28 protein-coding genes are annotated in these 26,697 nt (G+C 64.8%); 16 read left to right on the forward strand and 12 right to left on the reverse strand.

Translation table 11 applies throughout. The annotated features are described in order from the left end of the window. Window positions 1-9 precede the first annotated feature (9 nt). Entirely contained in the window at window positions 10-774 is a 765-nt protein-coding gene (locus tag BM374_RS15415) for a MotE family protein (protein WP_092293580.1), read from the forward strand. A 103-nt stretch (window positions 775-877) separates the two neighbouring features. Then, entirely contained in the window at window positions 878-4,648 is a 3,771-nt protein-coding gene (locus BM374_RS15420; RefSeq protein ID WP_177248334.1) for a tetratricopeptide repeat protein, read from the forward strand. Window positions 4,649-4,803: 155 nt separating this feature from the next. Here BM374_RS15420 and fliP read toward each other — a convergent pair whose 3' ends face one another. Together fliP and BM374_RS15430 are read right to left on the reverse strand one after the other, a co-directional pair. Next, a complete protein-coding gene (fliP, locus tag BM374_RS15425; protein WP_092293584.1) occupies window positions 4,804-5,574 on the reverse strand; it encodes a flagellar type III secretion system pore protein FliP in 771 nt (256 codons plus the stop codon). Further along, window positions 5,571-6,557: a flagellar biosynthetic protein FliO gene (locus BM374_RS15430; RefSeq protein WP_092293586.1), complete on the reverse strand. Its 987-nt coding sequence runs from the start codon at window positions 6,555-6,557 to the stop codon at window positions 5,571-5,573. The genes fliP and BM374_RS15430 overlap by 4 nt, the downstream gene beginning before the upstream one ends. 363 nt (window positions 6,558-6,920) lie before the next feature. On the opposite strand from BM374_RS15430, the gene flgB reads away from it, so the two are divergent. From flgB to BM374_RS15480, 10 genes are all read left to right on the forward strand, one after another. Then, window positions 6,921-7,325, forward strand: coding sequence for a flagellar basal body rod protein FlgB (flgB, locus tag BM374_RS15435; RefSeq protein ID WP_092293588.1), 405 nt, complete (start codon window positions 6,921-6,923; stop codon window positions 7,323-7,325). 18 nt (window positions 7,326-7,343) lie between these two features. Continuing rightward, window positions 7,344-7,769 carry a flagellar basal body rod protein FlgC gene (gene flgC, locus BM374_RS15440; protein WP_092293590.1) on the forward strand — a complete coding sequence of 142 codons (426 nt, stop codon included), beginning with the start codon at window positions 7,344-7,346 and terminating at the stop codon, window positions 7,767-7,769. Between the two features lie 16 nt (window positions 7,770-7,785). After that, on the forward strand, window positions 7,786-8,094 hold the full coding sequence (gene fliE, locus BM374_RS15445) for a flagellar hook-basal body complex protein FliE (RefSeq protein WP_092293592.1): 309 nt from the start codon (window positions 7,786-7,788) through the stop codon (window positions 8,092-8,094). A gap of 112 nt (window positions 8,095-8,206) precedes the next feature. Further along, window positions 8,207-8,470, forward strand: a complete 264-nt coding sequence (gene fliQ / locus BM374_RS15450) for a flagellar biosynthesis protein FliQ (protein WP_027534765.1) — start codon at window positions 8,207-8,209, stop codon at window positions 8,468-8,470. Window positions 8,471-8,650: 180 nt separating this feature from the next. Further along, window positions 8,651-9,421, forward strand: coding sequence for a flagellar biosynthetic protein FliR (gene fliR, locus BM374_RS15455; protein ID WP_092294908.1), 771 nt, complete (start codon window positions 8,651-8,653; stop codon window positions 9,419-9,421). Between the two features lie 174 nt (window positions 9,422-9,595). Continuing rightward, entirely contained in the window at window positions 9,596-10,675 is a 1,080-nt protein-coding gene (gene flhB / locus BM374_RS15460) for a flagellar biosynthesis protein FlhB (protein ID WP_092293594.1), read from the forward strand. A 153-nt stretch (window positions 10,676-10,828) separates the two neighbouring features. Beyond that, window positions 10,829-13,411: a cell cycle histidine kinase CckA gene (gene cckA, locus BM374_RS15465; protein ID WP_092293596.1), complete on the forward strand. Its 2,583-nt coding sequence runs from the start codon at window positions 10,829-10,831 to the stop codon at window positions 13,409-13,411. Between the two features lie 209 nt (window positions 13,412-13,620). Then, entirely contained in the window at window positions 13,621-14,598 is a 978-nt protein-coding gene (locus tag BM374_RS15470) for a Tim44 domain-containing protein (RefSeq protein WP_092293598.1), read from the forward strand. A 145-nt stretch (window positions 14,599-14,743) separates the two neighbouring features. Next, window positions 14,744-15,424, forward strand: a complete 681-nt coding sequence (locus tag BM374_RS15475; protein ID WP_092293600.1) for a lectin — start codon at window positions 14,744-14,746, stop codon at window positions 15,422-15,424. A 75-nt stretch (window positions 15,425-15,499) separates the two neighbouring features. Next, window positions 15,500-16,207: a glutathione S-transferase gene (locus BM374_RS15480; protein ID WP_092293602.1), complete on the forward strand. Its 708-nt coding sequence runs from the start codon at window positions 15,500-15,502 to the stop codon at window positions 16,205-16,207. 1 nt (window position 16,208) lies between these two features. Here the strand turns inward: BM374_RS15480 and BM374_RS15485 are convergent, their stop codons facing one another. The 3 genes from BM374_RS15485 to BM374_RS15495 all read right to left on the reverse strand — a co-directional run bounded on the left by BM374_RS15485 (window position 16,209) and on the right by BM374_RS15495 (window position 17,744). After that, a complete protein-coding gene (locus BM374_RS15485; RefSeq protein ID WP_092293604.1) occupies window positions 16,209-16,871 on the reverse strand; it encodes a methyltransferase family protein in 663 nt (220 codons plus the stop codon). A 116-nt stretch (window positions 16,872-16,987) separates the two neighbouring features. Beyond that, window positions 16,988-17,167, reverse strand: a complete 180-nt coding sequence (locus BM374_RS15490; RefSeq protein ID WP_092293606.1) for a hypothetical protein — start codon at window positions 17,165-17,167, stop codon at window positions 16,988-16,990. A gap of 97 nt (window positions 17,168-17,264) precedes the next feature. Next, complete coding sequence (locus BM374_RS15495; protein WP_092293608.1) at window positions 17,265-17,744, reverse strand: hypothetical protein; 480 nt, start codon at window positions 17,742-17,744, stop codon at window positions 17,265-17,267. 202 nt (window positions 17,745-17,946) lie between these two features. On the opposite strand from BM374_RS15495, the gene BM374_RS15500 reads away from it, so the two are divergent. After that, window positions 17,947-19,602, forward strand: a complete 1,656-nt coding sequence (locus BM374_RS15500) for a fumarate hydratase (protein ID WP_092293610.1) — start codon at window positions 17,947-17,949, stop codon at window positions 19,600-19,602. A gap of 133 nt (window positions 19,603-19,735) precedes the next feature. Here BM374_RS15500 and BM374_RS15505 read toward each other — a convergent pair whose 3' ends face one another. The 5 genes from BM374_RS15505 to BM374_RS15525 all read right to left on the reverse strand — a co-directional run bounded on the left by BM374_RS15505 (window position 19,736) and on the right by BM374_RS15525 (window position 23,392). Further along, a complete protein-coding gene (locus tag BM374_RS15505; RefSeq protein ID WP_092293612.1) occupies window positions 19,736-20,032 on the reverse strand; it encodes a hypothetical protein in 297 nt (98 codons plus the stop codon). A gap of 108 nt (window positions 20,033-20,140) precedes the next feature. Then, entirely contained in the window at window positions 20,141-20,695 is a 555-nt protein-coding gene (locus BM374_RS15510) for an inner membrane-spanning protein YciB (protein ID WP_092293614.1), read from the reverse strand. A gap of 14 nt (window positions 20,696-20,709) precedes the next feature. Further along, a complete protein-coding gene (locus BM374_RS15515) occupies window positions 20,710-21,285 on the reverse strand; it encodes a hypothetical protein (protein ID WP_092293616.1) in 576 nt (191 codons plus the stop codon). Window positions 21,286-21,360: 75 nt separating this feature from the next. Further along, a complete protein-coding gene (locus BM374_RS15520; protein ID WP_092293618.1) occupies window positions 21,361-21,843 on the reverse strand; it encodes an MAPEG family protein in 483 nt (160 codons plus the stop codon). Window positions 21,844-21,994: 151 nt separating this feature from the next. Further along, on the reverse strand, window positions 21,995-23,392 hold the full coding sequence (locus BM374_RS15525; RefSeq protein WP_092293619.1) for a carotenoid oxygenase family protein: 1,398 nt from the start codon (window positions 23,390-23,392) through the stop codon (window positions 21,995-21,997). Window positions 23,393-23,497: 105 nt separating this feature from the next. Between BM374_RS15525 and BM374_RS15530 the strand changes: the two genes are divergently transcribed. Both BM374_RS15530 and BM374_RS15535 read left to right on the forward strand, forming a co-directional pair. Then, the gene (locus BM374_RS15530; RefSeq protein WP_092293621.1) at window positions 23,498-24,232 is read left to right on the forward strand and encodes a TetR/AcrR family transcriptional regulator; all 735 of its coding nucleotides are present in this window, start codon (window positions 23,498-23,500) and stop codon (window positions 24,230-24,232) included. A 200-nt stretch (window positions 24,233-24,432) separates the two neighbouring features. Then, window positions 24,433-24,999, forward strand: coding sequence for an SET domain-containing protein (locus tag BM374_RS15535; RefSeq protein ID WP_092293623.1), 567 nt, complete (start codon window positions 24,433-24,435; stop codon window positions 24,997-24,999). Between the two features lie 74 nt (window positions 25,000-25,073). Here BM374_RS15535 and BM374_RS15540 read toward each other — a convergent pair whose 3' ends face one another. Together BM374_RS15540 and BM374_RS15545 are read right to left on the reverse strand one after the other, a co-directional pair. Next, a complete protein-coding gene (locus BM374_RS15540) occupies window positions 25,074-25,472 on the reverse strand; it encodes a hypothetical protein (RefSeq protein WP_092293625.1) in 399 nt (132 codons plus the stop codon). 35 nt (window positions 25,473-25,507) lie between these two features. Continuing rightward, on the reverse strand, window positions 25,508-25,738 hold the full coding sequence (locus BM374_RS15545; RefSeq protein WP_092294910.1) for a hypothetical protein: 231 nt from the start codon (window positions 25,736-25,738) through the stop codon (window positions 25,508-25,510). A 100-nt stretch (window positions 25,739-25,838) separates the two neighbouring features. Here BM374_RS15545 and BM374_RS15550 point away from each other — a divergent pair, with 100 nt between their 5' ends. Further along, window positions 25,839-26,660 (forward strand): helix-turn-helix domain-containing protein, encoded by an 822-nt coding sequence (locus BM374_RS15550; RefSeq protein WP_092293627.1) that lies wholly within the window; start codon window positions 25,839-25,841, stop codon window positions 26,658-26,660. The last annotated feature ends 37 nt before the right edge of the window (window positions 26,661-26,697 follow it).

Here is a 26,697-nt window from a genome sequence, read left to right on the forward strand (position 1 = left end):
AGTCAGGGTATGAAGTCCTTTCGTAACATCCGCGTCATTCCGGTCGTCCTCGTTGCGGTCGCAGGTCTCGCCATGCTGAAAGTAGCGGGGCTCGTCATCAATGGCGGCTATGTCTTCGACTATCAGCCGAACACGCTGAAGAAGTCGTGGGCGCAGGAGAATTTGAACTTCCCGACCGGACGCGAGGATCCTGACATCACTGGCTCGACCCATGGCGAGCCGAAGGAAGCGCCCAAGCCTGCCGCGCCCGAGAGCAAGCCTGAGGGCACCCCGGTCAAGATGGAGGAGGCTCAGCCGCAGGTCTCGGCCTCGGAGCGCGCGATCCTGGAGCGCTTGCAGGCGCGCCGCCAGGAGATCGAGTCGCGCCAGCGCGAGATCGATATCCGCGAGAGCCTTTTGAAGTCCGCCGAGAAGCGCATCGAGGGCAAAGTCGAGGAGATGAAGGCGGTGGAATCACGCATCTCCGCGACTCAGGCCGAGCAGAAGGCCGCTGAGGCCCAGCGCATGAAGGGCCTCGTCACCATGTATGAGGGCATGAAGCCCAAGGATGCCGCGCGGGTGTTCGACCGCCTCGAGATGGGCGTGCTGATCGAGATCGCCTCGGCGATAGCACCACGCAAGATGTCCGACATTCTGGGCCTGATGACGCCGGAGGCCGCCGAGCGCCTGACCGTCGAGATGGCTCGCCGGGCCAACGGCGGCGGCGGGGATCAGTCCGCCTCCGCCGGGGATCTGCCGAAGATCGACGGCAAGCCGACGCAAAAGCCGAATTGAGGGCTCATACTTAAGAAGTCCTTAATTCGCAAAACCTACATTCGAGGGCATGGGCCGGCACCAGTGCCGGCGTGGACCCGTCGAGCCGGAAGAAATGCCGCCAATGGCGCGAGAGGCTGCCGCTGGATTTGTGTCGCGAGCCCGCGCCTTCGCGCTGGGTCTGTCGCGACATGTCCGCAAGGCTGTCCTGCTATCGGCCTGTGCGCTGATCGGCCTTAGCTCCGTCGCCCGCGCGGCCGATGCGATCAGGGGCGAGGCGAGCTTTTCGGCCGGCGGCGGCTTTGCCCGTCTCGTGATCAAGCTTGGCGAGGATGTTCCCTCCGAGGTGACGACCGCCGGCTCCATCCTCATCATTCGTTTCGACCGCCCCGTCGATGTTCCTGTCGAGCGCGTGCCGGAAAGCGCGCCCGACTACGTCAACTCCGCCCGGCGCGACCCCGACGGCAGCGCTATCCGGCTGTCGCTGGCCCGGCGCGTCACCGTCAACACCATGAACGCGGGCGAGCGAACCTTCATCGACCTCTTGCCGGAGGATTGGAAGGGCCCGCCGCCGAGCCTGCCGATGGACGTGGTGAAGGAACTCGCCGAGCGCGCGCGTGCGGCCGAGCGCGCGCTGCGCGCCCAACGCGCCGCGGCGGAGGCCACGAAGCATCCGCCGATCCGTGTGCGCGCTTCAGTGCAGCCGACCTTCGTGCGCTTCGTGTTCGAGATGCCCGACGGCGTCGGCGTCTCGTCGGTGCTCAACGAGCAGAAGCTGACGCTCGCATTCAACGCCAACCTCAATTTCGACCTCGCCGATGCCGTCGTTGCCGCACCTCCGAACGTCGCCTCGATCAAGCAGAAGGCCGACGTCGACCAGACCAGCATCGAGATCGCGTTGATCGGCGATTCCGACGTGCACTCCTTCCGCGACGACAAGAATTATGTCGTCGACGTCGCTTTCCAGCCCGACAGGAGCAAGGCGGCCGCAACGCCTGAAGCCGCGATTGCACAGGCCGGGGCTGGCGGTCGCGGACCCGCGGCGGAAAAGCCGGCGGCCGCGAAGCCGAAAGACGCCCATCGCGAGATCACGCCGCCGACTTCGGAGACGATCGCGCGCGAAGCCAAAATCGACGTCAAGCCCGACGTCAAGTCGGAGGCGAAGCCGGAAGCGCCGGCCACGATGCCTATCACTGAGGCGCCGAAGCCGCCGCCTGCGGTTGCGGTCCCCGTGACTGAAGCCCCGCACGCCACCGATGCGCCCAAAGAGGCCGCGGTGCCCACGAAGGAAGCGGCCGTGCCCGCCAAGCCGGCGCCGCCCGCCGTTGCCGAAGCGCCAAAGCAGGTCGCGGCAGAAGTGGCCAAGGAGCCGGTCAGGGACGTTCCGAAAGAGGTCGTGAAGCCTGCAGCCAAGCCCGCGCCTGCAGAGGCGCAATCTGCGCCATCGGCTTCCGTTGCCAGCGTCGATGCGCGGCGCGACAGCGACGGCCTGCGCGTGACGTTCCCATTTGCCGTGACAACGCCTGCAGCAGCGTTCCGCCGCGGCGACACGGTGTGGCTGGTGTTCGACTCGCCGAAACCGATCGACGTCGAACCGATCCGCGCCCGGGGCGGCGCGATGATCGGCGAGGTCGGCCGCATTCCGCTCGAAAAAGGGCAGGCGGTGCGTATCCGTCTCACGCGCCCGCTGGTCTATTCGCTGACCAGCGAAGAGGTCGGCAAGGAAACCAACTGGCTGCTCACGCTGGCCGACAAGATCCAGGCGACGCCGCTGCCGCTGATGGTGTCGCGCAACATCACCGATCCAGCGCTCGCCAATATCGCGATCCCCTTTGCCAATCCGGGCCTGATGCACAAGGTCACCGATCCCGATGCCGGCGACATGCTCTACGTCGTCACGGCGCAGCGGCCGGTCCGTGGCTTCATCAAGCGGCAGGACCTCGTCGATCTCTCGCTGCTGGAATCCGCACACGGCATCGCGATCCGGCCGAACTCCGACGATGTCGGTGTGGAGGTCGGATCCGACAAGGTCATTCTCGGCAAGAAGGGCGGCCTGACGCTGTCGCCGGTCGACGTCTCGGCCGAGCGCGCACCTACCGCGGTGCGTCCGGTGTTCAGTCCCGAGGCCTGGCGCAAGGGCCAGTCGGAAGATTTCTGGACACGGCAGAGCGAGCTGATCTCGGCGATCGCGGCTGTCGAACCGGCGCAGCGTTCGCTGCCGCGGCTCGATCTCGCGCAGTTCTACATGTCGCGCGCGATGTATCACGAAGCCAAATCCGTGACCGAACTGATGCTGGCCGATCCCCTCAACAAGGAGGAGAGCAGTGCGCTGATCATCCACGCGATCGCGAGCATCCTGATCGGGCGGCCGGCACAGGGCCTGAAGGATCTCGCCAATCCCGTGATCGGCAACAGCCACGATTCCCAGCTCTGGAAGGCGCTCGCCTATGCGCGCCAGGGCAAATGGGCGGATGCCCGCGAAAAATTCAAGAACGTCGAATTCGCCATCGCCTCGCTGCCGCTCGACATCCAGCGCATCGTGACGATGGACGCGATGCGCGCCTCGCTCGAGGTCAAGGACTATGCCGGCGCCTCCAAGCGCCGCAGTGAGATCGAGGTGATCGGTGTGCCACCGGAGGCCGCGCCCGGCTTTGCCGTGCTGCGCGGACGGCTCGCCGAAGCGCTCGGCCACGACAAGGACGCGCTCGACGACTACAAGTTCGCCGTGGACTCGAAGGACCGGCAGGCCGCCGCCGAAGCCAAGCAGCTCGAGGTCGCGCTGCGGCAGAAGCGCGACGAGATCGGCAAGGACGAGGCGCTGCGCGAGCTCGAGACGCTGTCGATGACCTGGCGCGGCGATGCGATCGAGGTCAGGACGCTGCAGATGCTGTCGCAGCTCTATTCCGAGAATGGACGCTACCGTGACGCGCTCACCGCGGCGCGGACGGCGACCAGGCTGCAGCCCAACGCGGAAGCCTCGCGCCAGGCGCAGGATCTGGCGTCGGACCTGTTCACGCAGATCTTCTTGGGGTCCAAGGGCGACGAGCTGCCGCCGGTCGAGGCGCTCGGGATGTTCTACGAGTTCCGCGAGCTGACGCCGATCGGGCGCCGCGGCGACGAGCTGATCCGGCGCCTCGCCGATCGTCTCGCCTCGGTCGATCTGCTCGACCAGGCCGCCGAGCTGCTGCAATACCAGGTCGACCACCGCCTCGAAGGCGCGGCGCGGGCCCAGGTCGCCGCGCGCCTTGCCATGATCTATCTTGCCAACCGCAAGCCCGACATGGCGATCACGGCGCTGCGGGCGAGCCGCATCAGCGACCTCTCCGGCGAGCTGAGGCAGCAGCGCCTGTTGCTGGAGGCGCGCGCGCAGAGCGACGTCGGCCGCCATGACCTCGCGCTTGACATCGTCTCCAACGTCTCGGGGCGCGAGGTGCTGCGGCTGCGGTCCGACATCTTCTGGGCGGCGCGGCGCTGGCGCGAGTCCGCCGAGCAGATCGAGCTCTATTACGGCGAGCGGTTCCGCGACTTCAAGCCGCTCAACGCGGTGGAGAAGAGCGACATCATCCGTGCCGCCGTCGGCTATGCGCTCGCCGATGATTCGATCGGGCTGTCGCGCTTCCGCGAGAAATACGCGCCCCTGATGAGCGAGAGCGCCGACCGGCTCGCCTTCGACATCGCCAGCAAGCCGGCCGCCGCCTCCAGCGCCGAATTCGCCGAGATCGCCAAACTCGCCGCAAGCGTCGACACGCTGGATGGTTTCTTGCGCGAGATGAAGCAGCGCTTCCCCGATGCCACCGCCCGCGCACCTAGCTCGCCGCAAGCCAAGGACGAGGCCGAGCACACCGGCTCGCTGCCGACGATTCCGGTGGTGCGGCAGATCAAGATGACGCGGTAGCGAAAACAACCCCATGCACAGTAGGCGGCCGCAACCGGATCAACGGGTTAGCCGATGTTGCGCGTGGAATGAGGATTTTACGAAATAAAGTTGACCCGTCGGGCAAAACACTGGCATGATGTCACCATGCGCATCGCCCCTCCGTCGCCGGGACGCTAGCCCCCGTAGCTCTGCACCAGACTTCCCGCCACCAGCGACCAGCCGTCGACCAGCACGAAGAAGATCAGCTTGAACGGCAGCGAGATCGTTGCCGGCGGCAGCATCATCATGCCCATCGACATCAGCACCGAGGCGACGACGAGGTCGATGATCAGGAAGGGAAGGAACAGCAGGAAGCCGATTTCGAAGGCGCGCTTCAGTTCGGAGATCATGAAGGCGGGGACGAGGATGCGCAGCGCGAGTTCGTCGGGCGTCGCCGGCGGCGGCTCGCCCGACAGGTCCAGGAATAGTTTCAGGTCCTTCTCGCGCACGTTCTTCTGCATGAAACCGCGCAAGGGGACGGCGGCGCGCTGAAGCGCATCCTCGACGCCGATCTCGTTGGCGACCAGCGGACGAATGCCGTCGTCATAGGATTTTTGCAGCACCGGTCCCATCACGAAGAAGGTGAGGAACATCGCCAGCGCAAGAATCACCGAGTTGGGCGGCGCGGTCGCCGTGCCCATGGCGGTGCGCAGCAGTGACAGCACCACCACGATGCGCGTGAACGACGTCATCATGATCAGGATGGATGGTGCAATCGAGAGCACCGTGAGCAGCGCGATCAACTGGATCGCGCGCTCCGTGACGCCGCCACCGCCCTGGCCGCCGAGATTGATGCTGATGTCCTGCGCGTGCGCAGGCGTGACAAGGAAAGCCGTGGCGAGCAAGGCCGCGGCGATCAGAACAGAAGGGACAAGAACTCTACGCGGGAAGGACGGCAGCCTCACGAAGACGGCTTCGGACGGCCGAGCAGCGAGGCCATTTCGTCTTCGAGATTTTCAAAGCTGGTCTTCTCCGTGGCCGGCTTGGGCGGCGCCGCCGGAGGAGGCGGCTCGACGCGTGCGGCGCGTGGCGGAGGCGCATCCGGTGCAACGGGCGGAGCGATGCTCTCACCGGCCGGACGGCGCAAGGCCGCCTCGAGGCGCTGCGCCATCTCGGCAAGATTTTGCTCGGCGCTCGACGGTGCGGCAGCAGCAGGGGTCGGCGGCGCAATGGGCGGCGCCTGCAATCCGGACGGGGCCTGCGGCACGGGCGGTGTAGGCGGCGGCGCGGCTGCGCGCTCGGCGCGCACCGGCGGCACCTTCGCCGGATCGCTCTGGCGCGGCGGGCGCGGCATCGGCGGCGGCTCGCTGCGCGCAATACGCGGCGGCACCGGCTCGGGACGGGGCTCGCGCTCGAAGCGCGGTGGCATCGACTCAGGTGAGAAGCCGCCGAGCTGCGGCTCGCCGCGGCGCTCGGCCAGGGTGGGCGCCGGCCGACGGACCTCATCGGCGAAAGAGGGGCGTGAGGGTCGCGGCGGCGGCTCCGGCATGTGCGGTTCGGGATGGTCGAGCACTTCGGGCCGCGGGGCTTCATCCGCCCAGCTGCCGGCATCGGGCATCGGGGCGAGGCGCGGCGCCTCGGCCGCGCTGGGGCGTTGCGGAATCTGGTCGCGGCCAGCCGCGGCTCGGACGATATTTGGCTCGACGACGATGTCGGTCGGGCCGCCGATCATCAGGAGATGTTCGACATTGTCGCGGCGGACCAACACGAGGCGCCGGCGGCCATCGACCGCCGCGGCGTCGATTACGGCAAGTCGGGGCATCCTGCCGCGCTGGGTATTGGCGCCGAGCCGGGTGGTCGCGAATCGGCGAACCAGCCATGCCGCGACGCCGATCAACGCCAGTACGACGATGAACGCGACGATGAAGGTGATAGGGCTACCGTTCATACCTGTCCCCGGTAAATGGCGCTTCTCTCGTGCCTATGGTCGGATGGCCGACCACGGCCTGCGATGCCCCAAAACTGCGATTTCTTAACGTCCCACGGCAAGTTTTGCCGTCCCCACCTCTTAATAACCTATGAATCGCTCGATCCAAAACGACTTCTTGGCCCGTGTTCAGGCCGCCAAGCGGTTGGGTTAATGCGGCTTTTGGAATGGGGCGAATCATCGGGGAGCCATTTCATGTCTCAATCGGAAACATGCATCCGCCGTGCCTTAACCACCTGTTAACCATACACGCGGCAAATTCTGCCTAGCTTGGGGACAAGGTTTGCACTTGGGACCCCTTGCGAGGCGGAAGGAGCCGCAACGATGTCCATCAACGATCTCCCGGTCCTGTCGGCGCTCCGCACCAAGATGCAGTGGCACCAGGAACGCCAGCGCGTCCTGTCCGAGAACGTCTCCAATTCCGACACCCCCAATTTCCGGCCGCGCGAGCTGGTCGAACCGAAATTCGACAAGGCGGGCACGCCTGCGAGCTCGATGGGCCCCCTGGCCATGACCGTCACCAGCGCCTCGCACATGACGCCCTCCGGCGCGGCCTCGAGCTTCGACCAGAACAGGAATGCGGGTTTCGAGACCCGCCCCGCGGGCAACGCCGTCAATCTCGAAGAGGAGATGATGAAATCCGCCAACAACCAGATGGATTACGCGGCGGTAACCTCGCTCTATGCGAAGAGCCTGCATCTTCTGAAGACCGCGATCGGCAAGGGCTAGAGCTAGGGGAGCCTCATCATGGCCAATGACAGCAGTGACTTTGCCCGTTCCATGGCGATCGCGACCTCCGGGTTGCGGGCGCAGGCCGGGCGGATGCGGGTGATCTCGGAAAACATAGCGAATGCGGACTCGACCTCGCAGACCGCGGGCGGCGATCCCTATCGGCGCAAGGTGCCGACGTTCTCCTCGGCGCTCGACCGCACGCTCGATGCGCAGGTCGTCACCCTCGGCAGGATCAAGCCCGACCAATCCGCTTTCCGCGTCAAATACGAGCCAAACAATCCGGCCGCCGATGCGAGCGGCAACGTCAAATATCCCAACGTGAATTCGGTGGTCGAGATGACCGATATGCGCGATGCGCAGCGGTCCTACGAGGCCAATGTCAACATCATCAGCGCGACGCGCCGCATGATCCAGCGCACGCTCGACATCCTCAAGACCTGACAGGAATTCTTAGGCCATGGCAACACCGACAATCGCAGCCAATGCTTATGCCAACCTTGCGCGCGTGCTGGAGAACGGCGGCGCCGGCAAGGGCAGTGAGCCGAACGGACAGTCCTTTGCCTCGCTGCTGAAGGATGCTGTCGGCAGCGTCCTGGAGTCCGGCCGCAAGTCCGACGCGCAGACCGTGGCGATGGCCAACGGCAAGGCCAACGTGATGGACGTGGTGACGGCGGTCGCCGACACCGACGTCGCGGTGTCGACGCTGGTCTCGGTCCGCGACCGCGTGATCGCGGCGTATGAAGACATCATGAAGATGCCGATTTGATTGGGGGGCGAGTGGCGAATGGCGAGTAGCGAATGGGGATCTCCTGTTCGCCATTCGCTACTCGCCATTCGCATTCTCAAGTCATGAAACCAGCTAACCGCGGAAATCCAAAATGACCGGACCCGAGACCCTCGACGTCGCACGCGATGCGATCTGGACCATCGTGATCGTGTCCTCGCCGCTCATGGTGGTCGGGCTCGTGGTCGGCGTGATCGTGTCGCTGTTCCAGGCGCTGACGCAGATCCAGGAACAGACGCTGGTCTATGTGCCGAAGATCCTGGCCATCTTCGCCACGATGCTACTGGCGCTACCTTTCATGGCGGACGCGCTCCATTCCCACATGCTGCGGATATCGTCGCGAATCATCGGCGGCTGAGGCAGAATGCGTCGTGCGGTGGCTTTGACATTCGCCCCAGGGGCTCCGCTAGTCGCGCCGGCGAATGTCAAATCCAATAGCCGCACGACGATTGATTTTTGCGAATGCCTCTTTGGCTCCAACATTCGCAAAAGTGCCAGCCGCAATGGCGTGCGAATGTTGGAGCCGAGGCATTCGGTCATGCGCATCGACGTCTCGCTGCTGCCAGCGCTTGCCGCGGCCTTCATGCTGGCCTTCGCCCGGGTCGGTGCGATGGTGATGCTGCTGCCGGGTCTCGGCGAGAGCAATATCCCGACGCGGGTGAAGCTGTCGATCGCGCTGGTTCTGACGTTGATCATCCTGCCGCTGCATCGGAACGCCTATCACGTCGACATGGGCTCGCTCGCGCCGATGCTGGTCCTGATGCTGCATGAGATCGTTATCGGCATCGTGCTCGGCGCGACCGCGCGCGTGACGCTCGCGGCGCTCCAGGTCGCGGGCGCCGTGATCGCGCAGCAGATGGGCCTCGGCTTCGTCACCTCGGTCGATCCGACCCAGGGGCAGCAGGGCGTGCTGGTCGGCAACTTCCTCACTATGCTCGGGGTCACCCTGCTGTTCGCCACCGACAGCCATCATCTGGTGATCGCGGCGCTGAACGACAGCTATTCGATCTTCGCGCCGGGGGAGACCGTGTCGAGCGGCGACGTTGCTTCGCTGGCGACGCGCGCCTTCTCGGCCGCGTTCCTGCTCGGCTTGCAGCTGTCGGGGCCGTTCCTCGTGTTCGGCCTCGTCTTCAATATCGGGCTCGGCGTGCTGGCGCGTTTGATGCCGCAGATGCAGGTCTATTTCGTCGGCGTGCCGCTGTCGATCTTCGCGGGCTTCATGGTGCTGGCCGTGGTGCTCGCGGCGATGATGGGCACCTATCTCGACTACTTCATCGGTGTCATGCACCAGATGATGCCGTTGAAATAAGAGCGAGGCTAGTGCCGCCGATTTGAAGTTCCTGCAGTGCCAGCCGCAAATCCGACCAGGAACTTCAAATCGATCAGCGGCACTAGCAACCTTAGAGTCTTGTAGCGCCTTGTGCTTTCCGAAATTCGCGCACAGGAGCTGCAAGAGTGACGAACTTCGGAAAGCGGGCGCTACATGGCGGACGACAACGATCCAGAGAGTCAAACAGAAGACCCGACGCAAAAACGTCTCGAAGAGGCGCTCGAACGCGGCGACGTCGCCAAAAGCCAGGAGATCAACACCTGGTTCATGATTGCCGGCGGCACGCTCGTGGTCTCGACCTTCTCGGGTTCGGTCGGCAGCGGGCTGTTGACGCCGATGCGCAATCTGCTCGCCAATTCCTGGATGATCAAAACCGATCCCGGAAACCTGCTTGCGTTGATGCAGCAGATCGAAGTCGCAGTGCTTGCCGCGGTTGGCGTGCCGCTGCTGATGCTGGTGATCGCGGCCATTGCCGGCAACATGCTGCAGCACCGGCTGGTGTGGTCGGGCGAATCGCTCAAGCCCAAATTCAGCAAGCTCTCGCCGGCAGCCGGCTTCAAGCGCATCTTCGGCAAGCAGGCGGGAGTGAATTTCCTGAAAGGCATCGGCAAGCTCGTCGTGCTCGGCGCGGTCATGACCACCATCCTGTGGCCGGAGCGGCACCGCATGGAGGCGATGGTCAAGCTCGATCCGATGGCGATGATGGGCGCCGCCACCGGCTTGACCGTCCACCTGCTTGGCGCGGTGGTCGCTGCCCTCGCGATCATCGCCATCGGCGACTATTTCTTCCAATATCGCAGCTGGTTCCAGCGGCAGAAGATGTCGCTGCAGGAGATCAAGGAAGAGTTCAAGCAGTCCGAAGGCGACCCGCACATCAAGGGCAAGCTCAGGCAATTGCGGCAGCAGCGCTCCAAGAAGCGGATGATGGCCGCGGTTCCCAAGGCCTCGGTGATCATCACCAACCCGACCCACTATTCCGTTGCGCTCTCCTACGAGCGCGGCATGTCGGCGCCGATCTGCGTCGCCAAGGGCGTCGACGTCATCGCTTTCAAGATCCGGGAGATCGCGCGCGAGCACGACATTCCGATCGTCGAGAACGTGCCGCTGGCCCGCGCACTCTACGCCACCGTCGAGATCGACCAGGAAATTCCCATGGAGCACTACCATGCCGTCGCCGAAGTCATCGGTTACGTCATGCGGATGAAGCGCGGATTCAGCGCCGCGAGGCAATAAAACCCCGAAAAGTACCGGAAATGGCCGTAAACTGGGAATCAGCGTACCTTTCGGCCCTGTCGCCCTTGCGTCTGCGGGTCCGATTCAGGCAGGGAGGACCCCACGTGCCCCGTGGCGCGTTGATTCTCTGCCGACAGGCTGACCTTGCGTGAAATGACCGCCGAGACCGACCACGACCTGTCACGCGAGCCCGTTGCGGCGCATGAGCCGTCGCCGCGCTCGGGCAGCATTGCGCTGGTGCTGCTGGTGGCCACCGGCCTCGTCGCGGTCGCCATCGGGCTGATGACGCTCGGGCGCGCGCAGGCGCAGCCCTATATCCTCGGCATCCTCGCCGTGCTGGCGATGATCGGCCTGTTCAATCTGTTCGCCTTCGCCGCCGGCATCGTCCGCTTCGCCGACCGCAATCTCGATGATCCCATTATCGCCCGCATCTCCGATCATGCCTTCGATGGGCTCGCGGTGACCGATGCGCGCGGCCACGTGGTCTATTCCAATTCCGCTTATCAGAGCCTGACCGGCGCGACCGGGCCTCAAGACGTGCGTCCGGTCGAGCGCGTCTTCATCGGCAACCCCGACGTCTCGGAAGCCGTGTTCCGGCTGCTCAAGGCCGCGCGCGAAGGAAAACGGCAGCAGGAAGAGGTCCGCATTTCCGGCCAGGACGGCAATCAGGGCCGCTGGCTGCGCATGCGGGTGCGCCCGCTCGGCGACGGCAAGCGCGAGGCGAGATACGCGGTATGGTCGATCGCCGACATTACCCGTGACCGTGAGCGCCAGGAGGACGTATTCCAGGAGCTTCAGCACGCGATCGAATATCTCGATCATGCGCCGTGCGGCTTCTTCTCGGTCAATGCCGCCGGCGAGCTCGCTTATGTGAACGCGACGCTGGCGAATTGGCTCGACTACGACCTCGCAGAGATAGGTTCGGGCGGCTTGAGGCTCGCCGACATCGTCTCCGGCGACGGGGCTTCGCTGCTCAGCGCGATCGTTGCGGTGCCGGGCGAGGTGAAGACCGAAGTCTTCGACATCGATCTGCGCATGCGCACCGGCAAGACCATGCCGGTCCGGCTCTATCACAAGCTCGCTTTCGGTGCGGATGGCGCGCCGGGGCCCTCGCGTACGCTGGTCATCAGCCGGGCCCGCGACGAGCGCAGCGATCCCGATCGCGCCGCCGAAGTGCGCTTCATGCGCTTCTTCGACCACACACCGATGGCAATCGCCACCGTCGATCGCGCCGGCAACGTCGTGCGGGCGAACGCGCGCTACGCCAAGCTCGCGCAGGCCCTCGGGCTCGACAGCGCCAGCAAGTCGATTTTCCGGGCCATCAATGCCCGGGACCGCCATCTGGTGATCGCGGCGATCAACCAGGCTGCCGAAGGCCAGGCCGACATCGCGCCGGTCGAGGTGGCGCTGGAGGGGCCCAAGGAGCGCTGGGGCCAGTTCTTCGTCACGGCGGTCGACGCGGCCGAGAACGACGCGGAAGCTGCGATCGTCCACATGCTCGAAACCACCGAGCGGCGCGCGCTGGAGAATCAGATCAACCAGTCGCAGAAGATGGAGACGGTCGGTCAGCTCGCCGGCGGCATCGCCCACGACTTCAACAACGTGCTCTCCGCCATCATGATGGCGAACGACTTCCTGCTGAACGCGCACAAGCCGACCGATCCGTCGTTCCAGGACATCATGCAGATCAAGCAGAACGCAACGCGCGCTGCGACCCTGGTGCGGCAGCTCTTGGCGTTCTCGCGCCGGCAGACGCTGCGGCCGCAGGTGCTCGATCTCGGTGATGCGCTGTCCGATCTCACCATGCTGCTGCGCCGGCTGATCGGCGAAAAGGTCAAGCTCGACCTGATCCACGGCCGCGACCTCTGGCCGGTCAAGGTCGATGTCTCCCAGTTCGAGCAGGTCATCGTGAACCTCGCGGTGAACGCGCGCGACGCCATGCCCGACGGTGGCAAGCTGATCATCCGCACCGCCAATGTCGCCACCGAAGAGGCGGGCAAGCTCGCCTACAAGGGCATGCCAGCGGCGGACTATGTGCGGATCGAAGTCGCCGACACCGGCACCGGCATCCCCGCCGACATCCGCGACAAGATCTTCGAGCCGTTCTTCTCGACCAAGGAAGTCGGCAAGGGCACCGGCCTCGGCCTCTCGACCGTTTACGGCATCGTCAAGCAGACCGGCGGCTTTATCTATGTCGATTCCGAGCCGGGGCAGGGCACCTCGTTCCACATCTTCCTGCCGCGCCATCACGCCGAGCCGGAGGTGCAGGAGCAGCCTGCGGCGGTGACCGCTGCGACGAACGGCGCTGCGAAGGAAGCCGCCCCCGCAGCGGTGGAGGCCAAGCCTCGCACCGATCTCACCGGGCAGGGCACCATCCTGCTGGTCGAGGACGAAGAGGGCCTGCGCGCGCTCAACGCCCGCGGCCTGCGCTCGCGCGGCTACACCGTGGTCGAGGCCGAGAACGGCGTCGAGGCGATGGAGGTGCTGGAGGAGCAGAGCGGCGCGATCGATCTCGTCGTTTCCGACGTCGTGATGCCGGAGATGGACGGGCCGACCCTGCTCAAGGCGATGCGGGAGAAGAACCCTGATATCCGCTTCATCTTCGTCTCCGGCTATGCCGAGGACGCCTTCGAGAAGAGCCTGCCCGAGGGCCAGCAATTCGACTTCCTGCCGAAACCGTTCACGCTCAGCCAGCTCGTGGCGGCGGTGAAGGAGACGATGACGAAGCAGGGGTGAAGTGCCTCATCCGCCGTCAATGCGGGCGGGAAAGCGGAATTCGCGTCGCCAGACTGCCGGTAACCGGCGACCACATTCGTGTCCCGCCGCCGCCAAACCCCCGCCAAATCACGTCTTTTGCCGCTTCCCCGCGACCGAGCGCCGCAGCTATAAGTCGCGGAACCGGCTTCCCTTTTGGTGAGGGCTGCCCATCTTACTGGCACTTCCCCATGCCGGGGATTTGGGAAACGCACATGAAGTTTTCGCAATGGTCCCGCAGTCTCGTGAAGACGATCGCCATCGTTCTGGCGCTGGCGCTGCCGACGGCGCTTGCGATCTCGTCCGCTGACGCCCGCGTCGGCGGCGGCTTCTCGTCGGGTTCGCGCGGTTCGCGGACCTTCTCGGCCCCGCCGTCGACCACGACCGCGCCGGGCTCGACCTCGCAATTCAACCGCACCTACAGCCAGCCGGGCGGCGGCTTCAATACGGCTGCCCCTTCGCGCGGCGGCCTGTTCGGCCGTGGCGGCGGTTTCCTCGGCGGTCTTGCGGCCGGCTTCCTCGGCGCAGGCCTGCTGGGCATGCTGTTCGGCGGCGGCCTGTTCGGCGGCCTTGGCGGGCTGTCGTCCATCCTGGGCCTGATCATCCAGATCGTGCTGATCGTGTTCGTGGTGCGCCTGGCGATGTCCTGGTGGCAGCGGCGCAATTCGCCGCAAGCAGCCTATGCCGGCGCCGCTCCGGGGCCGCAGGCGAACTATCGCAGCGGCCTTGGTGGCGGCTTCGGCTTCGGCGCCAACAACAACGCGCCGCTCGAGATCAAGCCTGACGATTACGAGGCGTTCGAACGCCTGCTCGGCGACATCCAGTCGGCGTGGTCCAACGAGGACGTGGCCAAGCTGCACACGCTGGCCACGCCGGAAATGGTCTCCTATTTCGAGCAGGACCTCGCCCAGAACCGGGCGCGCAACGCCGTCAACAAGGTGACCAACGTCAAGCTGCTGCAGGGCGACCTCGCGGAAGCCTGGCGCGAAGGCGAGACCGACTACGCAACGGTGGCGATGCGCTTCGCGCTCATCGACAAGACCATCGACCGCAACACCGGCGCAATCGTCGCCGGAAGCGAGCAGCCGAGCGAAGTCACGGAAGTCTGGACCTTCGCGCGCCGCCCGGGCAGCCCCTGGGAATTGTCGGCGATCCAGCAGACCAATTGATCGCACAAGAGCGACAAAGCGAGGGCGTCGTGCCTCAAGCACGGCGCCTTTTTCTTTGCGGCTCTCGCATCGAGGCATCGGAATAAGCGGGCCCGCGTCGTGTTCACATCAAGCGACCAACGATAAACACAGCCGGGAGGACAGGATGATCCGCATCGATAGATCCGCGACGATGTCAGGCTTCGCGCTCGCTGTTGTCTTGCTGGCGGCGCCATCGGCACAGGCGCAGTCGGCCAATATGACGTTCTTCGTGACCTCCAGCGGCCCGGGCAAGGGCGCCGATCTCGGCGGCCTGGAGGGGGCCGATGCCCAATGCCAGAAGCTGGCACAAACCGGTGGCGCCGGCACCAAGACCTGGCACGCCTATCTCTCGACGCAAGCGGCCGACGGCAAGCCCGCAGTCAACGCAAAGGACCGCATCGGCAAGGGACCGTGGCAGAATGCCAAGGGCGTGGTGATTGCCAAGGACGTCGCCGACCTGCACAGCGCGAGCAACAACCTCACCAAGCAGACCGCGCTCAGCGAGAAGGGCGAGGTCATCAACGGCCGAGGCGACACGCCGAACCGACATGACATCCTGACGGGATCGCAAGCCGACGGCACCGCCTTTGCCGCGGGCGAGGACAAGACCTGCAAGAACTGGACGTCGAGCACGCAAGGCGCGGCGGTCGTCGGTCACGCCGATCGCCAAGGCCTGCGCGACGACGAGGTGTCAAAATCCTGGAACAGCTCTCATCTCTCGCGCGGCCCCGACGGCGGCTGCTCGCAGGCCGATCTGAAGAGCACCGGCGGCGACGGCCTGTTGTATTGTTTTGCCGCGAATTGAGGCGCGCTCTGCCGCGTGACGACGGAACTTGCGGCGCGTGGTAGGCTTGTCCCGCGCGTCTCAAAGGACTGTCTCATGAAATACGAGCTCTATTACTGGCCCGAGATCCAGGGCCGCGGTGAATATGTGCGGCTGGCGCTGGAGGAGGCGGGTGCGGGTTATGTCGACGTCGCGCGGGGCCCGCGCGGCTCGGCTGCGATGATGAAGATGATGGATGCCCACACGGGCACGCCGCCATTTGCGCCGCCGTTCCTGAAAGCGGGCAAGCTCGTGATTGGCCAGACCGCCAACATCCTGCTCTATCTCGGCGATCGTCACGGACTTGCGCCGAAGACCGAAGCCGGAAAGCTGTGGGTCCACCAGCTTCAATTGACCATCACCGATTTCGTCGTCGAGATCCACGACACACATCATCCGCTCGGTCCGTCGCTGTACTACGAAGACCAGAAGGCGCCGGCGAAGAAGCGCAGCGCCGAATTCTGGGACGAGCGCGTGCCGAAATATCTCGGCTATTTCGAACGGCTTCTCGACGACGCCGGCGGCGCCTATGTCACCGGTCGTCGTCTCACTTACGTCGATCTCTCGCTGTTCCAGATCGTCGACGGGCTGCGCTACGCCTTCCCGAACCGCATGAAGGCGTTCGAGAAAGATATCCCCGGCCTCGTCGACCTGCGCGACCGTGTCGCGGCCCGACCGAACATCAAGGCCTATCTCGCAAGCGAGCGCCGCATTGACTATAACGAGCAGGGTATCTTCCGGCGCTACAAGGAGCTGGATGCGTGAGTCACCACACGCCGGGGATCAGGCGGTAGCGCACCCGCGCGGCGTAATCGGCATAGCCCGATAGTCCTGCGGTCAGCGTGCGCTCCTCGATGCGGATGCGTACCGCGATCAACAGGACGAGGATCGGCGCGATCGCAAGCCCCCACCACGAGCCGAGACACAGCGGCACGCCCGCGAAGAACATGAGCATGCCGCTGTACATGGGATGGCGGACATAAGCGTAAGGCCCAGTCGAGATCACGTGCTGGGCGCGCTCAGCCTGCAGCTTCACCACGGGCGCGGCGAATGAGTTCTCGCGGAACACCCACATCGTGAAGAGCGTGCAGGCAAGGTACAGCACGAAGCCCAGGGCCTGCAATGCGAGCGGTACATTCGAGGCAACAGCGCGCCGGTCGAGACCGATGGCAATGAGCCAGACCATGAAGGCGATCATGAACGCCTTGTCGGCGCCGGGCTGGTCCCTCTGGATCACCGGACGAAGCCGCTCTGCCAGCAGCCCCGGATCGATCCGGTACAGCCACCAGCCGCAGAGCGGGCCCACCAGGGCGGAGGTGACGAGGAACACCCAGGCCGACGGCCAACGCAACGTACCTGCGGAGGCGAACAACAATGCGCCCATCGCGATGACGAAGATCGTGTTCTGCAACAACAGGCGTGCGATCATGCGCGGATCCCCGGGCAATCTCGCACGACCTTGGCCATGCTATCCGGCAAAGATGGGGCCGGACGCGCGAAAGGCCCGATCAACCGGATCGGGCGAACCTCCGTCGGCAGGATCGATCAGGCGAGCTGATCGATCCGCGTGCCCTGGCCCGGCGGCAGCGGCGCAGGCGGCGTCGGCTGATAGGTCGGGTCGTTATCCCCGGTCTTGGTCTGGTCGTCCTGCTTGGTCGTGTCGTAGTTCGGGACCACGATCGCGATCGGCGGCGGAGCAACCGTCGAAATGTTGGAAACGCTCATCCACGGATCCTCACAGATGGAAACGATCGACCCTGCGCCGGAGGAAGCGAAATTTCCTTCAACGCAATCGTTAAAATGCGAGGGATCCGGTAGCTCGCTACTCGTCCTTCGGTCGGGTGATCGCGATGGCGGCTTCCGACTTGGTGCGCGTGCATTCCATGTTGAGGCGCTTGTAGCGCATCGTGACCTTGTCGCCGCGTAACAGGCCCATGCGCTTCAGGCAGCGCGTTGCGCCCGTCGTGGTGTCGTCCTTCGTCACCGTGAAGATGATCGCCGCCGCGGAGGCCACCAGATCGTAGAACTGCGGCGTCGGCTTGCGGTCGCCCTTGGCATAGAGCTCGTTGGAATAGGCCTGTCCCTGCGACCGGCAGCCGAGCGACAGCTCCTTCGCCGCCGGGTGGGTGAGATAGATGATGTTGGCGGCCTTGAAGTTGACCTTCAGCCCGTCGATGCCCCCGGCGAGCTGCCTGGCGATGTCGTCGCACTGGTCGGCACGCGCAGGCGCATCGAGGGTGACAAGGCCGATGATTGCAGCGGCGAGCAGCATCGCGCCGCGAAAGTCCAGTTTGAAAATCATGATGAAAAGCCCCTTAGGGCGCGCATTCAACCGTCGCGGCGCGCGAAGCGCAAGAGGTGCAGGCCGGTCCCGAAAAATGGCCGCCATGGCACCGAATCGGGATGCCCCGGCCGCGCCGGAACGCCTTCCCTTTGCGGCAAAAAAGCTTAGAACGCTTCTATGCTTAGAGGCCCTAAAGGGCTCCAAACCCCGAGATCCGCCCATGAACGCTCCGACCGCCTTTCCCGACCAGTCCAAGCCCGTTCCGCCCTACAAGCACACCCCGCTGTTTCCGCTGGGCAAGGACGAGACGCCCTACAAGAAGATCTCGTCCGAGGGCGTGCGGGTCGAGAAGGTCCTGGGGAAAGACATGCTGGTGGTGTCGCGCGAGGCGCTGCGGGCGCTGTCGGAGGCGGCTTTTGGCGACATCAATCATTATCTGCGGCCCGGCCATCTGAAGCAGCTCCGCGCGATCCTGGAGGATGGCGAGGCGAGCCCGAACGACAAGTTCGTCGCGCTGGACTTCCTCAAGAACGCCAACATCGCGGCCGGCGGCGTGCTGCCGATGTGCCAGGACACCGGCACCGCGATCATCATGGGCAAGAAGGGCTGCAACGTCATCACCGACGGTGACGACGAGGCGGCGCTGTCGGAAGGCGCGCGTGATGCTTACCTGCGCCGCAACCTGCGCTACTCGCAGGTCGCGCCCTTGTCGATGTACGAGGAGAAGAACACCGCCAACAACATGCCGGCGCAGTGCGAGATCTACGCCGAGGGTGATGACGCCTACAAGTTCATGTTCATGGCGAAGGGTGGCGGCTCCGCCAACAAGAGCTTTCTGTTCCAGGCAACGCCGTCGGTGCTGACCAAGGACCGGCTGCTCGCCTTCCTCAAGGAGAAGATCCTCACGCTCGGCACCGCGGCGTGCCCGCCCTATCACCTTGCGATCGTGATCGGCGGCACCTCGGCCGAGCTTTGCATGAAGACGGTGAAGCTCGCCTCCGCCCGCTATTTCGATGCGCTGCCGACCCACGGCTCGCCTGACGGCAACGCCTTCCGCGACGTCGAGATGGAGAAGGAAATCCACAAGATGACGCAAAGCCTGGGTGTGGGCGCGCAGTTCGGCGGCAAGTATTTCTGCCACGACGTCCGCGTGATCCGCATGCCGCGTCATGGCGCATCGCTGCCGATCGGGTTAGGGGTGTCCTGCTCGGCCGACCGCCAGGTGCTCGGCAAGATCACCAGGGACGGCGTCTATCTCGAGGAGCTCGAGCACAATCCCGCGCAATATCTGCCGGAGGTGGAAGAATCGCTCGGCGGCGAGGTCGTCAAGATCGACCTCAACCAGCCGATGAAGGACATTCTGGCGACATTCTCGAAGCACCCGATCAAGACGCGGGTGTCGATGACCGGCACCATGATCGTCGCGCGCGACAGCGCGCATGCCAAGCTGCGCGAGCGGCTCGAGCGCGGCGAGCCCCTGCCGGACTATTTCAAGAACCATCCGGTCTACTACGCCGGCCCCGCCAAGACGCCCGAAGGCTACGCCTCCGGCGCGTTCGGTCCGACCACGGCGGGTCGCATGGATTCCTTCGTCGACCAGTTCCAGGCCGCCGGCGGCTCGATGGTGATGGTGGCCAAGGGCAATCGCGCGCCGGCGGTGCGCGAGGCCTGCAAAAAGTATGGCGGTTTCTATCTCGGTTCGATCGGCGGCGCGGCGGCGAACCTCGCCGAGCACTGTATCAAGAAGGTCGAGGTGCTCGAATATCCCGAGCTCGGCATGGAGGCGATCTGGCGCATCGAAGTCGTCGACTTCCCGGCGTTCATTATCATCGATGACAAGGGGAATGACTTCTTCAAGGAGTTGAATCTCGGCTGAGGCTACTTTCCCCGGACGCCGCGCAGCACGAAGTGATGCGCTGCTGATTCGGGGTCCATCGTCGACATGTGGATCCCGGCTCTGCGGAGCAGCGTTACGCGCTGCACCGCGTCCGGGACACGAGCTGCGGACCTTACGCCCGCGTGCCGGTAAAGGGAAAGCTGCCCATCGGGCCGATGCCCATCTCGCCGCTGATGCTGTCGCCGGATACCGTGCCGTTGAATTCCAGCGTCAGCGGCATCGGGTTGGTGATCGAGACTTTCCAGGACACGTTGTCACCGTCGACGGTGCCGTCGAAAATCTCGGCGGTATTGCCTTCCGCGCCCTGCGTGCCCGTGAGCGTGCTCCCTGCGGCCTTCAGGCTCAGCGTGGCCTGGCGCTCGCCCATCGGCGTCGTCATGGTCAGATTCCAGTTGCCGTCCACGGCCATTCGCGTCTCCCGAACGATATTTCGGCGGGCTGCGATGATCCGCAGCCAGTCCAGAGCGGAGCCTATAGCGCAACTTGAAGCCGCCGCCTAACGCCCTATGAGCGGCAATCAGGCGCGGGCTGCGGCGCGCCGGCGGCTGGTGACGACGAGCCTGAACACCACGTACTGCACGGCAAAGGCGAGGGCCTTGGCGCCGCCCGCGACGGCGGAGATGTAGAACGCCCACAGCTTGAGGTCGCCGGTCGCGGCGACCGCGATCGTGCCGGCGCCGAGGACGAACATCAGCGCGGCCCAGACATAGCCCGCAGCGGTGACATATTCCGGCGCAGTCTCGACCACCATCGGCGGCATGTAGCGCAGCATCCAGCCGCGCTTGAGCATGATCAGGCCAATCGCGAAATGTGCGACCGCGGGCTTTGCCATCATGAAGCGGGGATCGTTGGTCAGCAGCGTCACCGTGCCAAGGACGACGACGAGCGCGATGCTCGCATAGGTCATGTAGCCGAGCTCGCGCCCCTTGACGCGGGCGTAGATCACCTGCGCGATCGCGCCTGATATCGCCACCGATGTTGCGAGGATGACGTTGTCAGTGAGCAGGTAGATCACCAGGAAGACGATGGCCGACAGGAAGTCAGAGGCGAGGCGGGCGAATACGTCCTTCATTTGTCGGTCCTGTCTCACTGGGCTTCGGGCAGCGCGCCATGAGGCGCACCATACTTGATCTGGCGATATTCAGGATACCACTTCGTGAAATAGATTGCGCTGTTGCGCGCGGCAAAAGCGACGGCGAGGCCCAGCCAGACCGGCAGGCCTGGGAAGTAGAGCAGCACGATGTTGGCTGCCATCATCAGCAGCGCGGCCCCGGTCCATGCGGCGGTGATGATGTAGTTGGCGGCGAGGAAGCCCGGCATCGCCGCGGTCTCGGCCGGAACGGTCTCGATCGCGTATTGCAGTGTGAAGGGCCGGCGCGCGAGCATCGAGCCGAGCGAGATGATGAAGATGCCGATGTCGACCGAGAGCTTGACGCCGAGCGCGCTGAGTCCGGGATCGACGAGTGCGAGGTAGAGGCCGATCCCGGCGAACAGGACCGCCGAGCCTACGGCCAGGATTTTCACCGAGCGGCCGCGCGCAATGTCGATTGCGATGGTGGCGAGGCAGATTGCGGAGGCGGCGAACACGCTGATCGTGGCCGACGTCAGGAACATGAGGAGGGTGTAGACGCCGTAGGGGGCAAGGATCAGGAAGATCGTCATGGTCGCCTCGGTCGAACCAATCTTTACGGTGGAAAGATTGATAGTTCAGGACGAGGAGCGGGTCAAGCTAAATCTTTACACTGTCAAAATAAGAGCGATCATCTTCAAAAGATCAATTCCTGCAATGACTTGATCCGAAATCTCGTCGGCGAGCGCGGCCCAGGGCAGGCGCGACAGGATGGTCAGCGCGCAGTAGATCAACAGGCCGATGGTCAGGAAGATGCTGCCGGCGCGGCAGATCGTGAATTTGAGCGAGCCCGGCGCTGCGTACATGCCGAGCGGATGCAACAGCCGGGACAGCACGAGCGTCCCCATCATCAGGTGAACGCGCAAGGCCGATGCGCCGGACATTTCGAGCAGGGCGACCATCAGGACGATGATGGGGACGTATTCCATGAAATTGCCATGGGCACGGATCGCGCTGCGCAGGCCTTCGTTGCCGCCATCGTCGAACGGCGCGCCGCCGCTCCGCCGCAGCCGGACGACTTGCAGCGCGAGCGCAGCGTAGATCAGCGCGAGGACGGCGAGATAGTTCGCCGTGATTGTGGGAACGTGCATGCGGGCCTCCTCTTGCCGTCATTCCGGGGCACGCGAAGCGCCGAGCTACGGTGCGCAATTGCGCACCTGAGAATCCATCGGGCGGCAATTTCCGGGGCGAAATGGATTCCGGGTTCGACGCTTCGCGTCGCCCCGGAATGACGAGGGGGAGCTACGGCGCGCCGACCCAATTGCCGTGAAAGCCGTCGGGCACGCGATGGCCGAGTTGCACCAGCGCGGCTGGGCCGGCCTCGATGTCGGTGGCATTGAACACGGCGAGGTCGCTGCGGTTCTCCCGCGCGCGCCAGACCACCGCCAGCAGCCAGCCGTCGCCTTCCGCCGCATCCTTTGATCGCTCGACGAACACCGGCTCTGAGATGGTATCGCCTGACGGCAGCAGATACTGGCCGAGCCGCTTTCCCGTGCCGTCGACATGGACGATGCCTGACAGCGCGCCGAACATCGGCGCCTTCGGATTGGCGCAGGCATACCATCCGTGACGGCTTTTCAGGCCGGCGCGGCGATCGTCGATGCGTGGGAATTCGCCGGTCAGATCGTCGAGATAGGTCTGCTGGAAGTGATCGGTATTGCCCGAGAGGTCGAAGGCCCAGCGGCAGTGACGGGCGCGCGATTTCTCCGGGTCCGTCGGCCGTCCGTCGGGATGCGGAAACAGCGGGGCCTCCTCGAACTGCATGACGTCGGCGACGATGCGCCCTCTATCCTCCCACGCATTCATGATGTGGAAGACGTAGCAGGATTCGCCGCGGAACCAGACGATGTCCTTTGCCGTGCCGTTGCGCTTCATCACGCCGACATAGGCGCCCTTCTCTGGCTCCCAGGCATAGGGCGGCTTGCCGCTCATCGCGCGCTCCATGCTGCCGGTGAGGGGCAGGATCGGAAACAGCACGTGATTCTCGGTGACGATGAAGTCGTGCACCATGCTGGCATAGGGCGTCTCGAAACGCTCGAAGCGCGTGACCTTGCCGGTGGCATCGACCGATCCGTAGGAGAGGGCGGACGTCAGCGGCCCCGCCGCATTGTAGCCGAAGAACACCAGTTCGCCCGTCACGGGATCGATCTTTGGATGTGCGGTGAAAGGGCCGGCGATGCGGCCCTGGTAATTGCAATAGCCGCGCGTTGCTAGCGTGCCCGGCTCGATCTCGGTCGGCAGATGTCCCTCTTCGAGCGCAAGCAGCCTGCCGGCATGGAAGACGATGTTGGTGTTGGCGACGCCGCCATCGGTGAGACCTGGCGGCGCATCCGGCAGCTTGCGGCCGAAGCCGCCGAACAGCGCGCGGCCGGCATCGTGCTCGGCGAGCCATTTCGGCGTGCGGACCCAGCGGTTGCGATAGCTTGCGCGTCCCTCCTCGAGATGAAAGGCATGCAACATGCCGTCGCCGACAAACCAGTGAGCACCCGGCGAAGAGAACTGCGGGTTGGGTCCGTTACGGTAGAGCGTGCCGTTCAGCTCGCGCGGCAATTCGCCGACGATGTTGAGAAAGGGCGCGTCCGCCTCGAACGGGATCGGCGCGATGTTGTTGCGGCGCTCGGCGGTCGCATCCTGAAGCACGGCGTATCCTCCCTATCTTTACATCGTAAAGATCGCATAGAGCCGAAAGTCGCATTCGTCAAGCGAAATCTTTACACTGTCAATATTGCGTCATATAGCTTGCAAATGGCCAAGAGAAACACCACCGCCGACACCAAGAGCGAAACCGCGCGGAGCCCGCGTCCCCCGAAAAAGACTTCGCCGGCATCGCGTCCGGCGCGCCGCCCGGCGAGCGCAAAGACCGAGACGCCTTATCACCATGGCGCCTTGCGCGAGGCGCTGCTCCAGGCGGCCGAACGGGTGTTGGAGCGTGACGGGCTCGCCGGCCTGACGCTGCGCGCGGTGGCGCGCGAGGCCGGCGTCTCGCATGCCGCGCCGACCCATCATTTCGGCGATCTCACCGGGCTCGTCAGCGAGCTCGCGGCGATCGGCTTCCGCCAGTTCAATGCGGCGATGGCCGCGGCCTGCGAGACGATCACCTCGCCGCTGGAACGGGCGCTGGCGCGACCGAAAGCCTATGTCGCCTATGCGCAGGCGCATCCCGGCATGTACGGATTGATGTTCCGGACCGAGCGGCTCGACTATTCCAGGCCATCGCTGCACGAGGCCGCGGAATCGTCTTTCGCCGGACTTGCCAATGCGATCGGCGCGATGCGGCAGGAGCCGATCAGCGGCCATAAATTGACCATCGAGCAGGGGGCTGCGATCGCGCGGGCCTGGTCGATGGTGCACGGTTTCACCATGCTGCTGCTCGACGGAAGGCTCGAGGATATATTGCAGCGGCTGCCCGAGGGCACGACGGCCGAACAGCTTCTGGAAGCGATCCTGAAGTCGGCGGTGGCGGGGAAACTCCCGAGGTAGTGCCGGGCAGGCCGACATGACACACACCACGACGACGCCTGCAGCTTGCGGAACTCCGTCAATCGACATCTTCACTGTGGGCAAGTTCACAGTGGGCAAGGCTCAGACGCGGATAGACCTGACAGCGGCGCGGAATCGTTCTAGAAGAGCGGCTTCGCTTGGGCATCCGGCCCAGTTTGCGTTCCTCATCTCTTTCGATCATGCCAGCCATCGCTCCTCGCAAAGCCTATCGCGTCGGTCGTTCCAAGACCGGACTTGGCCTCTTCGCCACCATGCCGATCAAGAAGGGCACCCGGATCATCCGTTATTTCGGGCCGATCCTGGACTGCCGCATTCCTGAGCAGGACGAGATCGAGAACAAATATCTGTTCGAGCTCAACGGCCGCTGGACCATCGACGGCTCGGTGCGCAAGAATCTCGCCCGCTACATCAACCATTCCTGCCGGCCCAACGCCGAATCCGACGTTCGTCCGCGCGAGCGCAAGGTGTTCATCCGCGCCATCAAGAACATCGAGCCGGGCGAGGAGATCAACTACGATTACGGCACCGACTATTTCAAAGCCTATCTGAAACCGATCGGCTGCAAGTGTCCCTCCTGCGAAAACAAGCGCAAGAAGCAGCGCGCCGAGGCGCGTGCCGAACGCGCCAAGGTGAAGGCGCGCGCGGAGCGCAAGGCGCAGAAGGCGGGTGCGAAAACCACCGCGGTGAAAAAGAAGAAGCTGAACGGCAAGCATTTTGCCGGCAAGGTCGGCCGAGCGAAGGTGTAATTCTCCGTACGGCGTGGGTCCCGGCTCAGCGCCGCAACGCGAGAGCGTTGCAGCGCGTCCGGGACACGAGATCTTCACGCAGTCACTACACGCCCGCTCTTCCGCAGGCCCACATATTGCAGCTCGGCAAATACGCCGGTCGCGACCCCTTGCGCCACGACCATGAGCTCGCCGGCGATGTTCGGTGACACAGCGCCCGAGAGCAGCAGCGCGATGCTGCCGACCGTCCAGGCCGCGTTTCCGATCACGACCAGCAGCACAAGTGGTTTCGGCACCGTCGTGCGCGAGGCGAGCCAGCCGACCAACGCGACGTAGGCGATCAGGAACAGGCCGGTTTCGCGCAACAGCGCTTCAGGCAGGTTGAACGTTGTCGCGAACGCACCGGCGCCGAAGGTGAAACCGAGTGCGGCGAGCCCGCTGAAGACGGCGTCGGCGAGCAGGGCGCGGCGCAGGAAGGTGGATGCGTCGATCATCAGAGGTCTCCATGGTTGGTTAGGCTTGAGGGAACTCAAAGGCATCCGCGCCACCAGGCGCGAAGCAGACGGGCGAGGCGGAACGGGCACAGGCTCCTGCCGACGCTGTGCTCGAAGGCGGTGACCTGCGCGACGACATAGTCGCCAGCCGAGTGCACCAGCGGCTCGGGCATGTTGAGCGCTCGTGCCAGCATCCGGGTCGCGAACGCCATGACCCAGGGGAGGATGTGGTCGGCGACGGTCCGATAGAGCAGCAACGCGATCATGGTCATCTCCTGTCGTGACCGAAGATGCGCGCGAGCAGGACCGAATTCGATTACCTCGGGGGTAATGGATGGGGTGAAATGCGCGTGGTAGGTTTCTGGCATGAACGCACATGCATCCACGGCACGCGCCGAACCTTCCCAGCCGGTCCATATCGGCGACCATTTGCGCGAATGGCGGCAGCGCCGCCGCATGAGCCAGCTCGATCTCGCGGGCGAGGCGGAGATTTCCGCGCGCCATTTGAGTTTCGTCGAAACCGGTCGTGCCGCACCCTCGCGCGAGATGGTGCTGCGGCTCGCCGAGCGCCTCGACGTTCCCTTGCGCGAACGCAACGTGCTGCTGGTCGCCGCCGGCTATGCGCCGGCCTTTCCGCAGCGCCCATTGGAGGATCCCGCCTTGAAGTCAGCCCGTCAGGCGATCGATCTCGTCCTCAAAGCGCACGAGCCCAATCCCGCGCTGGCCTATGACCGGCACTGGAACCTGGTCTCCGCCAACCGTATGGTGGCGCCGCTGCTCGCCGGCGTCCCGGAGCGGCTGCTCGGCCAGCCCTTCAACGTGCTGCGGCTCGCCTTTCATCCCGAAGGACTGGCGCCGCGGACCGTCAATCTCGCGGAGTGGTGTGCGCATCTGCTCGAGCGGTTGCACCGGCAATGCGAGGCGACGGCCGACCCTGAGTTGATCAAGCTCTATCACGATCTCAAGAGCTACCCGATTCCGGCGCGCTCGGGACCGTTGTCGGGCGACAACGTTGCGATTCCCTTCAAGCTGCGGCAGGACGGCGAGATACTGAGTTTCTTCTCCACCACCATGGTGTTCGGCACGCCGGTCGACATTACGCTTTCGGAGCTGGCGCTGGAGACGTTCTTCCCGGCGGACGAGCGCACTGCGGAGCGGCTCAGGCAGATGGCCGCCGCCCTGTCCTAGCGGCCTCATCCAGTGCCCTTGCCTCGGTGCGGGTTCG

The sequence above is a fragment of the Bradyrhizobium sp. Ghvi genome (genome assembly GCF_900115265.1).
GTDB lineage: Bacteria > Pseudomonadota > Alphaproteobacteria > Rhizobiales > Xanthobacteraceae > Bradyrhizobium.

What these genes read in the sequence shown, in the direction of transcription:
- BM374_RS15415 (WP_092293580.1), top strand. Translation starts at nt 10, where the DNA reads ATGAAGTCCTTTCGTAACATCCGCGTCATTCCGGTCGTCCTCGTTGCG.
- BM374_RS15420 (WP_177248334.1), top strand. Translation starts at nt 878, where the DNA reads ATGGCGCGAGAGGCTGCCGCTGGATTTGTGTCGCGAGCCCGCGCCTTC.
- BM374_RS15430 (WP_092293586.1), bottom strand. Translation starts at nt 6,557, where the DNA reads ATGAACGGTAGCCCTATCACCTTCATCGTCGCGTTCATCGTCGTACTG.
- flgB (WP_092293588.1), top strand. Translation starts at nt 6,921, where the DNA reads ATGTCCATCAACGATCTCCCGGTCCTGTCGGCGCTCCGCACCAAGATG.
- flgC (WP_092293590.1), top strand. Translation starts at nt 7,344, where the DNA reads ATGGCCAATGACAGCAGTGACTTTGCCCGTTCCATGGCGATCGCGACC.
- fliE (WP_092293592.1), top strand. Translation starts at nt 7,786, where the DNA reads ATGGCAACACCGACAATCGCAGCCAATGCTTATGCCAACCTTGCGCGC.
- fliQ (WP_027534765.1), top strand. Translation starts at nt 8,207, where the DNA reads ATGACCGGACCCGAGACCCTCGACGTCGCACGCGATGCGATCTGGACC.
- fliR (WP_092294908.1), top strand. Translation starts at nt 8,651, where the DNA reads ATGCGCATCGACGTCTCGCTGCTGCCAGCGCTTGCCGCGGCCTTCATG.
- flhB (WP_092293594.1), top strand. Translation starts at nt 9,596, where the DNA reads ATGGCGGACGACAACGATCCAGAGAGTCAAACAGAAGACCCGACGCAA.
- cckA (WP_092293596.1), top strand. Translation starts at nt 10,829, where the DNA reads ATGACCGCCGAGACCGACCACGACCTGTCACGCGAGCCCGTTGCGGCG.
- BM374_RS15470 (WP_092293598.1), top strand. Translation starts at nt 13,621, where the DNA reads ATGCCGGGGATTTGGGAAACGCACATGAAGTTTTCGCAATGGTCCCGC.
- BM374_RS15475 (WP_092293600.1), top strand. Translation starts at nt 14,744, where the DNA reads ATGATCCGCATCGATAGATCCGCGACGATGTCAGGCTTCGCGCTCGCT.
- BM374_RS15480 (WP_092293602.1), top strand. Translation starts at nt 15,500, where the DNA reads ATGAAATACGAGCTCTATTACTGGCCCGAGATCCAGGGCCGCGGTGAA.
- BM374_RS15485 (WP_092293604.1), bottom strand. Translation starts at nt 16,871, where the DNA reads ATGATCGCACGCCTGTTGTTGCAGAACACGATCTTCGTCATCGCGATG.
- BM374_RS15490 (WP_092293606.1), bottom strand. Translation starts at nt 17,167, where the DNA reads ATGAGCGTTTCCAACATTTCGACGGTTGCTCCGCCGCCGATCGCGATC.
- BM374_RS15495 (WP_092293608.1), bottom strand. Translation starts at nt 17,744, where the DNA reads ATGATTTTCAAACTGGACTTTCGCGGCGCGATGCTGCTCGCCGCTGCA.
- BM374_RS15500 (WP_092293610.1), top strand. Translation starts at nt 17,947, where the DNA reads ATGAACGCTCCGACCGCCTTTCCCGACCAGTCCAAGCCCGTTCCGCCC.
- BM374_RS15505 (WP_092293612.1), bottom strand. Translation starts at nt 20,032, where the DNA reads ATGGCCGTGGACGGCAACTGGAATCTGACCATGACGACGCCGATGGGC.
- BM374_RS15510 (WP_092293614.1), bottom strand. Translation starts at nt 20,695, where the DNA reads ATGAAGGACGTATTCGCCCGCCTCGCCTCTGACTTCCTGTCGGCCATC.
- BM374_RS15515 (WP_092293616.1), bottom strand. Translation starts at nt 21,285, where the DNA reads ATGACGATCTTCCTGATCCTTGCCCCCTACGGCGTCTACACCCTCCTC.
- BM374_RS15520 (WP_092293618.1), bottom strand. Translation starts at nt 21,843, where the DNA reads ATGCACGTTCCCACAATCACGGCGAACTATCTCGCCGTCCTCGCGCTG.
- BM374_RS15530 (WP_092293621.1), top strand. Translation starts at nt 23,498, where the DNA reads ATGGCCAAGAGAAACACCACCGCCGACACCAAGAGCGAAACCGCGCGG.
- BM374_RS15535 (WP_092293623.1), top strand. Translation starts at nt 24,433, where the DNA reads ATGCCAGCCATCGCTCCTCGCAAAGCCTATCGCGTCGGTCGTTCCAAG.
- BM374_RS15540 (WP_092293625.1), bottom strand. Translation starts at nt 25,472, where the DNA reads ATGATCGACGCATCCACCTTCCTGCGCCGCGCCCTGCTCGCCGACGCC.
- BM374_RS15545 (WP_092294910.1), bottom strand. Translation starts at nt 25,738, where the DNA reads ATGATCGCGTTGCTGCTCTATCGGACCGTCGCCGACCACATCCTCCCC.
- BM374_RS15550 (WP_092293627.1), top strand. Translation starts at nt 25,839, where the DNA reads ATGAACGCACATGCATCCACGGCACGCGCCGAACCTTCCCAGCCGGTC.